At 72.9% G+C, this 7203-nt stretch carries 8 protein-coding genes; 7 read left to right on the top strand and 1 reads right to left on the bottom strand.

Features of this window, described 5'->3' with window-relative positions; genetic code table 11:
- From ACFXG1_RS05450 to ACFXG1_RS05435, 4 genes are all read left to right on the top strand, one after another.
- Window positions 1-1881: asparagine synthase-related protein (locus ACFXG1_RS05450; protein ID WP_384741202.1), on the top strand; the 1881-nt coding region annotated here is incomplete at its 5' end.
- 49 nt (window positions 1882-1930) lie between these two features.
- Entirely contained in the window at window positions 1931-2191 is a 261-nt protein-coding gene (locus tag ACFXG1_RS05445; RefSeq protein WP_384714398.1) for a lasso peptide biosynthesis PqqD family chaperone, read from the top strand.
- 8 nt (window positions 2192-2199) lie between these two features.
- Complete coding sequence (locus ACFXG1_RS05440) at window positions 2200-2628, top strand: lasso peptide biosynthesis B2 protein (RefSeq protein ID WP_384741199.1); 429 nt, start codon at window positions 2200-2202, stop codon at window positions 2626-2628.
- Window positions 2625-2777: a hypothetical protein gene (locus tag ACFXG1_RS05435; RefSeq protein WP_384714405.1), complete on the top strand. Its 153-nt coding sequence runs from the start codon at window positions 2625-2627 to the stop codon at window positions 2775-2777. Before ACFXG1_RS05440 ends, ACFXG1_RS05435 begins: the two co-directional genes overlap by 4 nt.
- Window positions 2778-2815: 38 nt before the next feature.
- Here the strand turns inward: ACFXG1_RS05435 and ACFXG1_RS05430 are convergent, their stop codons facing one another.
- Window positions 2816-3700, bottom strand: a complete 885-nt coding sequence (locus ACFXG1_RS05430) for a LysR family transcriptional regulator (protein ID WP_384714408.1) — start codon at window positions 3698-3700, stop codon at window positions 2816-2818.
- Window positions 3701-3806: 106 nt separating this feature from the next.
- Between ACFXG1_RS05430 and ACFXG1_RS05425 the strand changes: the two genes are divergently transcribed.
- From ACFXG1_RS05425 to ACFXG1_RS05415, 3 genes are all read left to right on the top strand, one after another.
- Window positions 3807-4550 carry an IclR family transcriptional regulator gene (locus ACFXG1_RS05425; RefSeq protein ID WP_384741195.1) on the top strand — a complete coding sequence of 248 codons (744 nt, stop codon included), beginning with the start codon at window positions 3807-3809 and terminating at the stop codon, window positions 4548-4550.
- Window positions 4551-4738: 188 nt separating this feature from the next.
- A complete protein-coding gene (locus ACFXG1_RS05420) occupies window positions 4739-5914 on the top strand; it encodes an acyl-CoA dehydrogenase family protein (protein ID WP_384719067.1) in 1176 nt (391 codons plus the stop codon).
- Between the two features lie 2 nt (window positions 5915-5916).
- The gene (locus ACFXG1_RS05415) at window positions 5917-7197 is read left to right on the top strand and encodes a CaiB/BaiF CoA transferase family protein (RefSeq protein ID WP_384719065.1); all 1281 of its coding nucleotides are present in this window, start codon (window positions 5917-5919) and stop codon (window positions 7195-7197) included.
- The last annotated feature ends 6 nt before the right edge of the window (window positions 7198-7203 follow it).

Raw genomic sequence — 7203 nt, 5'->3', positions numbered from 1 at the left:
GTGGCCCCGTCCGGCCACCGGCGACCGGCCGGGGTACCCCGCGTCAGCCCGCCGACCACCGAGACAGTTGGGAACCCCATGGAGTTCGTCGTCCTGCCGGACCATCCCGCCGCCGACGAGGTGAGTGCCCGGCTCCCCGATGAGTACCGGAAGAACACGCTGTACCACCGGTCGGGCCGCCCCTGGGTGGTCGGGAACTGGTCGGCGGACGAGGCGCTGCACGCCCGCGCGGGTACGTCGGCGGTCGTCCTCCTCGGCCCCGCGCACACCACCGAGCCCCATCTGCGGGCCCGGCTGGAGAGGCTCCACGACGTCCGGCAGCTCGACGCGGTCGCGGAGAGTGTCGCGGGCTGTTTCCATCTGATCGCCTCCTTCGACGGCTCCGTCCGCGCCCAGGGCACCCTGTCCGGCGCGCGGCAGTTGGTCACCACCGAGGTCTCCGGTGTCTCGGTCGCCGCGAGCCGGGTGACCGTACTGGCCGCGCTGCGGGAGCTGACCCTCTCGGACGAACAGCTCGCCCAGCATCTGCTCGGCTTCACACCGCCGTGGCCGCTGACCGAGCGGAGCGTCTGGCGGGAGGTCGACACGGTGCCCTTCGCACACTGTCTGTCCCTGCGCCCCGACGGTACGGCCGCGACCCGGCGGTGGTGGAGCGCGCCGGAGCCCGAGGTCCCGGCGGCGGCCGCCGTCCCGGAGTTCCGCCGGGCTCTGGTGTCGGCGGTCGCCGCCCGCTCGGGTACGGCGCCCGCCCTGGGCTGCGATCTGTCCGGTGGGATGGACTCCACGAGTCTGTGCTTTCTCGCCGACCGGGAGCCGGGCCGGCTCGTGACCATCCGCCGTCAGCTGATGGACCCGGCGAACTGCGACGACGCCGTCGCGGACCGGACCGCGGCGGATCTGCCGGATGCCGAGCACATCGTGCTCGGCCGGGACACGGCACCTCTGTACTACGACGCGTCGGACCGTACGGATCTCGCGATCGACGAGCCGCCGCCGTTCGTCGCCATGACCCGGCATATGGAGGAAGTGGCCCGGGTCATGGCCTCGTACGGCGTCACCCGGCATCTCCAGGGACACGGCAGCGACGAGCTGGCGGCGACGGGCACAGCGGCGTATGTGAACGCGGTGCTGCGCCGACGGCCGCTCGGGTCGCTGGCGATGCTCCGGTCGATGCGGGCCAAGCGGCGCTGGTCCCTCGGTACGACCCTGCGGGTCGTGCGCCCCTTCCCGGCCTACGCCACCTGGCTCGGCCGCTCGGCGGACACTCTCCTCGCACCACCCGACCCCGAGGCGGAAGTGGGCTGGGAGGCCATGCCGCACATGCCCTTCTGGGTCCGCCGGGACGTCTCCGCGCTGGCCGGGGCGGCCATCCGCCGGTCGGCCGCCACCCGGCCCGTCCCGATGGCGCCCGAACCGGTCCAGCACGATATCCTCCGTTGTATCCACCTCAACGGCCATATCGTCCGGTTCGCGAATACGCTCGGGGAGCGGTTCGGGGTGAGCTTCGAGGCACCGTTCATCGACGACCGGGTGGTCACGGCGGCGCTGTCCGTACGGTTCGAGGACCGGTACGTCCCCGGGCGGCACAAGCCCGTCCTGGCCGCCGCGCTGCGCGGCACGGTGCCCGACTACGTCCTCGACCGCACCACCAAGAGCCACTTCACCATGGACGTCTACGAGGGCCGCCGCCGCAATCTCGGCGCGATCCGGGCCATGTTCGAGGACTCCCGGCTGGTCGCCCGGGGCCTGGTGGACGGCGCGGCCGTCCGCCGGGTGCTCACGGACGTCATGCCGGATCCCCTGCTGACCGGCCCGTTCGAGAAGACGATCGCCCTGGAGGCATGGCTCCGTTCCGTGCCCGAGCGGGTCGGACCGCGGTGACACCCCGGTCCGTCCCGGCACCCCAGCATTCCACGCTTCAGGAGGTCCGATGCCGGACATAGCCCTCTCCCCCTTCGTCACCATGGTCGAGTCCGAGGACGGCATGGTGTTCCTCCATCAGAAGACCGGACGGTACTGGCAGCTCAACGGCACCGGTTCGGAGATCGTCCGGCTGCTGCTGGGCGGTGAGACCGTGGAGTCCGCGGCCGAGCGGATCCGGGAGATGTACCCGGACGCGGCCGGCCGGGCGGCGACGGACGTCGACGCCCTGGTGCGCCGGCTCCGGGACGCGAAGCTGCTGGCCCGATGAGTGTCTCCATGGTGAACGAGCGGGCCGAATCGGTACCGCCGCTGTGGTTGCGCCCTCCGGCGCGGATCGCGGTCCTGCTGGCGCGGGGGATCGCGAAGCTCACCCCGGAGCGCCAGTTCGCGCTGCTGCGGGCGGTCCGCGGGGGAGCCCGCCCGAGCCGGGCCGACGAGGCCCGTCGGGCCCGTAACGCCGTGCTCCACGTCAGTGTGATGTGTACGGGACCGTGGTGCCTCCAGCGGTCGATCGCGACGGCCTTGTTGTGCCGGGTCACCGGAGTGTGGCCGGAGTGGGTCGTCGGGGTGCGTACGGAACCGTTCACGGCGCACGCCTGGGTCCAGGTCGACGGGGTGCCCGTGGACGAGGACACCGCCCAGCTGGCCTCCTTCCGGCGGCTTGTCGTCATCCCGCCCCGGTCGCGCAAGGGAGTGCCGGGATGACCGTCGCCCGCGACGGGCGGCAGATACCGGACCGCGAGGTGACCGTGGACGGTGTCCCGCCCGGACTGCCCGGCGGCGGGGTGCTGGAACTGCTGAGCCCGGTGGAGGCGGACGCGATGGACGCGGGTCGGTCGGCGATCCGCGTCTGAACGGCGGGCGGTCCCGGCTTCCGGGGCCGCCCGCGCGGTCACCGGGCGGGGTCCTGCTCCTCCGCGAGATCGACGAACGCCCGTGCCGTCGGGGAGAGTTCACCGGTCCGGTGGTAGAGATACGCCTGGCGCGGAACGCTGAAGCCGGCCGGCCGGATCACCGCGCCGAGCCGCTCGGCGATGCACGCGGTGGGTTCGGGCAGCACCGTCGCCCCGGCGCCCGCGAGCACGAAGGGGATGACGGCGTCGCGATGGGCCGTGTCCACGGCGACCGTGAGGGCCGGGAGCCCCAGCGCGGCCAGCTCGACGACGACCCAGGTACCGACCGCGGATTCGGCGGCGGCGCCCATGACCACGTTGTGCCGGGCCAGTTCGGCGAGTCCGACCGGGCCCTCCGGCAGCTCGGTGCCGGGCGGGAAGACGACCATCAGCGCGCTGAGTGCGACGGGCACCGCGCGGTGTTTGGGGTAGGGGGCCGGATGGTCGTGGAGCAGGAGCTCCGCCTCGGCGTGTCTGAGCGCCGCGAACCCCTCCTTCCCGTTGGCCGCGTCGCGTACCCGGACCCGTACGCCGGGATAGCGCGCGCGGAACTCCGTGACGATCCGGACCGCCGGGTCCACCGCGAGGGCGGGGACGACGGCCAGATCGAGCCGTCCGGTCGCCAGCATGCCCACCCCCTCGACCGCCGCCCGGACGCCGTCGAAGGACCGTAACGTCCGGCGGGCGGGACCGAGCAGGGCCCGCCCCGCGGGGGTGAGGGTCAGCTTCCGCCCCCGGACGACGAGCGGGGTCCGCAGCTCGCGCTCCAGCTCCTGGATCGCCTGGGAGACCGAGGGCTGACTCAGATGCAGCCGTCGCGCGGCCTCGGAGATGCTGCCCGCCTCGACGGCCGCGACGAAGTAGCTGAGATGACGCCGTTCCATAGGTACTGCCTATCACATCCAAAGGAATCCCAAGGCTTTACCGGTACCGATGAGCGGCATAGCGTGCCGGTCAACGGCCCACCGGGTCGTCGAGGGAAGGAATCCCATGCAGGGCATCCAGCGAGGTCTGCGCATTCTCGAAGCGGTCGCCGCGCACCAGCCCGTCGGGGTCGGCGAGATCTCCAGGATCTGCGAGCTGCCGAAATCCTCGGTCCAGCGCGTGCTCCTGGCCCTGGCCGAGTCGGGCTGGATCCGCGCGGCCGGCGACGAGCACACCCGCTGGACGCTGACCACCCGGATGCTCACCCTCGCCGGTACGGCCCCCGCGGGGCGCGGCATCCGTGACGCCGCGCTCGGGCCCATGCGCGAACTGGGCGAGCTGACCGGTGAGACGGTCACGCTCCAGGTCCCGGACGGCCCGTTCCGTATGGTGCTGATCGAGCGGATCGACTGCCGCCATCCCGTACGGACCGTCAACCGGCTGGGCGCCACGTCCCCGGTCACCGCGACCTCCACCGGACTCGCCGTCCTCGCCCTGCTGCCGGACGAGGAGGTGGAACGGGTCCTCGCCCGGCCGGTGCCGCGACTGACGGCGAACACACTGACCGAGCCCCGCCTCATCAGGGCGCGGCTCGAAGAGGCCCGCGCCAAGGGGTTCGCCGTGAACCGCGGGCAGAACCGGGACGGGGTCTGTGCCGTGGGCGCCGCCGTGACGGGGCCGGGCGGCGCCCCGGTCGGCGGGATCGGGCTGTCGCTGCCCGACAGCCGTTTCGACGTCCGCCGGGTGCCGTGGTGGGCCCGGCAGATACGGAGCACCGCCGCGGCCGTGTCCGCGGCGCTCGCCGCCTGAGCCCCGGGGCCGGGCGGAGGCGCCCAGCCCGCACCCGCACCCGCACCCGCACCCGCACCCGCACCCGCACCCGCACCCGCACCGATCGGACCGGACCGCACCCGCACCGGTCGGGCGAAGACTTCGACGACCGCCCCGAACCCCGTGCGCCGATCCCCGGCGTACGACATCACGAGGGAGCCGCAGCCATGAGCACGCGCACCGAAGCCCCGACCGAGGTCTTCCTCACCGAGGACCGGCTGGCGATCCGAGCCCTGGCGCGCGAGTTCGTGGCCAAGGAGGTGCTGCCGGTGGCCGCCGAGCTGGACCCGGTCGCCGGACAGATCCCGATGGAGCTGCGCCGGAAAATGGCCGACCTGGGCTTCTTCGGCATCCTCATCCCCGAGGAGTACGGCGGCCTGGGGCTCGGCGTCAGCGAGTACGCGCTCGTCGTGGAGGAGCTGGCGCGCGGCTGGATGAGCGTGGCGAGCCTGATCGCCCGCGGCCAGCAGTTCGCGCACGGTTTCAGCGCCGGGCAGCGGGCCGCGTATCTGCCGCGGATGGCGCGGGGCGAGTTCCTCAGCGCGTTCGCCCTGTCGGAGGCGGACGCCGGGTCGGACGTGGCGAATCTGCGCTGTCGCGCCGAGCCCGAGGCGGACGGCGGCTGGCGGATCACCGGGCAGAAGATGTGGTGCACCTTCGCCGACGGCTCCGACTACCTCCAGGTGTTCGCCAGGACCGAGCCGGTCGACCCGGCCCGGCGGTCGCGCGGCATCACCTGCTTCCTCATGCCGAAGGAGCGCGGCACCCTCCCCGATGGGGTGACCGGTACACCGGTCCGGAAGATCGGGTACCACGGCTGGCGGACGTGGGAGCTGTCCTTCGACCGCGCCCGGGTCGAGCCCGGCATGATCGTCGGCGCGGAGGGGCACGGCTTCGGGGTCGCCATGGGCGATCTCGTCATCGCCCGGATCCATACGGCAGCCCGCGCCATCGGCCTGGCACGCGGAGCGCTGGAGGACTCGATCGCCTATGCGAAGGAGCGGGTGCAGTTCGGTCGGCCGATCGCGGAGAAGCAGGCCATCCGGTTCAAGATCGCCGACATGGCGACGCGGATCGAGGCGTCGCGGGCGCTGCTGCACCGGATCTGCGCCGACTACGACGCCGGACGGCCGTCCAACCTCCAGGCGTCGATGGTGAAGCTGCACGCGACGGAGATGGCCGAGCGGGTCACCAGTGAAGGCGTCCAGATCCACGGCGGCGCCGGATACACCACCGACTTCGCGGTCGAACGGCACTGGCGGGACGCCCGCCTGACCAAGATCTTCGAGGGCACGTCGGAGATCCAGATGAAGATCATCTCCGACACGCTGCTGGGGCGCTGACCATGACCGCCGTCCCGCCTCCGGAGTCCGGTCCCCTGCACGGGCTGACGGTGCTCGACCTGAGCCGGATGCTCGCCGGGCCGTTCTGCACGATGGTCCTCGCCGACCTCGGGGCCACCGTCCTCAAGGTCGAGCCGCCGTTCGGCGACATGACCCGCGCCCAGGGCCCGTACGCCGAGGGCGACGCACTCAAGGCGTACGGCGGCTACTTCCAGTCCGTCAACCGCAACAAGCAGGGGCTGGTCGTCGATCTGACGAAGCCCGAGGGCGCCGAGGTGATCCGCCGGCTCGCCGCCACGGCCGATGTGCTGGTGGAGAACTACCGGCCGGGTGTGATGGAGCGGCACGGCGTCGGCTACGAGCGGCTCGCCGCGATCAATCCGCGCCTCGTCTACACGGCGGTACGCGGGTTCGGTGATCCCCGTACCGGTGTCAGCCCCATCCAGGACTGGCCGAGCTACGACATCGTGGCCCAGGCGATGGGCGGACTGCTCGGGATCACCGGACCGGCCGGCGGACCGCCCGTCAAGGCGGGTCCGGGCCTCGGCGACACCCTGCCCGCCCTGTTCGCCGCCGTCGGCACCCTCGCCGCCCTGCGGGAGCGGGAGATCACGGGGCGCGGCCGGTTCGTGGACGTCGGGATGTACGACGCGGTCGTCGCCGCCTGCGAGCGGATCGTCTACCAGTACTCGTACCAGGGCGTCGTGCCCGGACCCGAGGGCAACGCGCACCCGCTGCTCTGCCCCTTCGGGCTCTTCCCGGCCGTCGACGGATTCGTCGCGCTGGCCGCCGCGCCCGCCGACCACCACTGGGTGCTGCTGTGCGAGGTGATGGGACGCCCGGAGCTGGGCACGGACCCCCGGTACGCGCGCAACACCGACCGGGTGGCCCGCCAAGCCGAGGTCCTCGGCCTCGTCGGCGAGTGGACCGGGCGCCGTACCCGCGCCGAACTCGCCGCGCTCCTGGGCGGAAAGGTCCCCTTCGGCCCGGTCAACACCGCCGACTCGCTCTTCGACGATCCGCATCTGCGGGCGCGCTCCATGCTCCAGCAGGTCGAGCATCCCGGTCTGGACCGCCCGGTCACCGTCGCCGCATCGCCCATCCGCCTCGCGGGCGGGCCGGCGCCCGGCGTCCGGCGCGCGCCGCTGCTCGGCGAGCACACCGACGCCGTCCTGCGCGGGTGCGGCTACACCGACGAGGAGATCGCGGGGCTGCGCGCGGCCCGCGCGGTCGGCGGCGTGACCGGCACCGGTTCGACGACTTCGTCCCCACCCACACCCTGAAGGGAT

Origin of the sequence: Streptomyces sp. NPDC059248 (assembly GCF_042753905.1) — a bacterium.
GTDB lineage: Bacteria > Actinomycetota > Actinomycetes > Streptomycetales > Streptomycetaceae > Streptomyces.
Note: the sequence above shows the minus strand (reverse complement) of the source record. Positions and strands in the feature narration are given on the sequence as shown.

Coding starts and splice junctions, on each gene's coding strand:
- ACFXG1_RS05425 (WP_384741195.1), top strand. CDS start 3,807: ATGCAGGGCATCCAGCGAGGTCTGCGCATTCTCGAAGCGGTCGCCGCG.
- ACFXG1_RS05445 (WP_384714398.1), top strand. CDS start 1,931: ATGCCGGACATAGCCCTCTCCCCCTTCGTCACCATGGTCGAGTCCGAG.
- ACFXG1_RS05430 (WP_384714408.1), bottom strand. CDS start 3,700: ATGGAACGGCGTCATCTCAGCTACTTCGTCGCGGCCGTCGAGGCGGGC.
- ACFXG1_RS05420 (WP_384719067.1), top strand. CDS start 4,739: ATGAGCACGCGCACCGAAGCCCCGACCGAGGTCTTCCTCACCGAGGAC.
- ACFXG1_RS05435 (WP_384714405.1), top strand. CDS start 2,625: ATGACCGTCGCCCGCGACGGGCGGCAGATACCGGACCGCGAGGTGACC.
- ACFXG1_RS05440 (WP_384741199.1), top strand. CDS start 2,200: ATGGTGAACGAGCGGGCCGAATCGGTACCGCCGCTGTGGTTGCGCCCT.
- ACFXG1_RS05415 (WP_384719065.1), top strand. CDS start 5,917: ATGACCGCCGTCCCGCCTCCGGAGTCCGGTCCCCTGCACGGGCTGACG.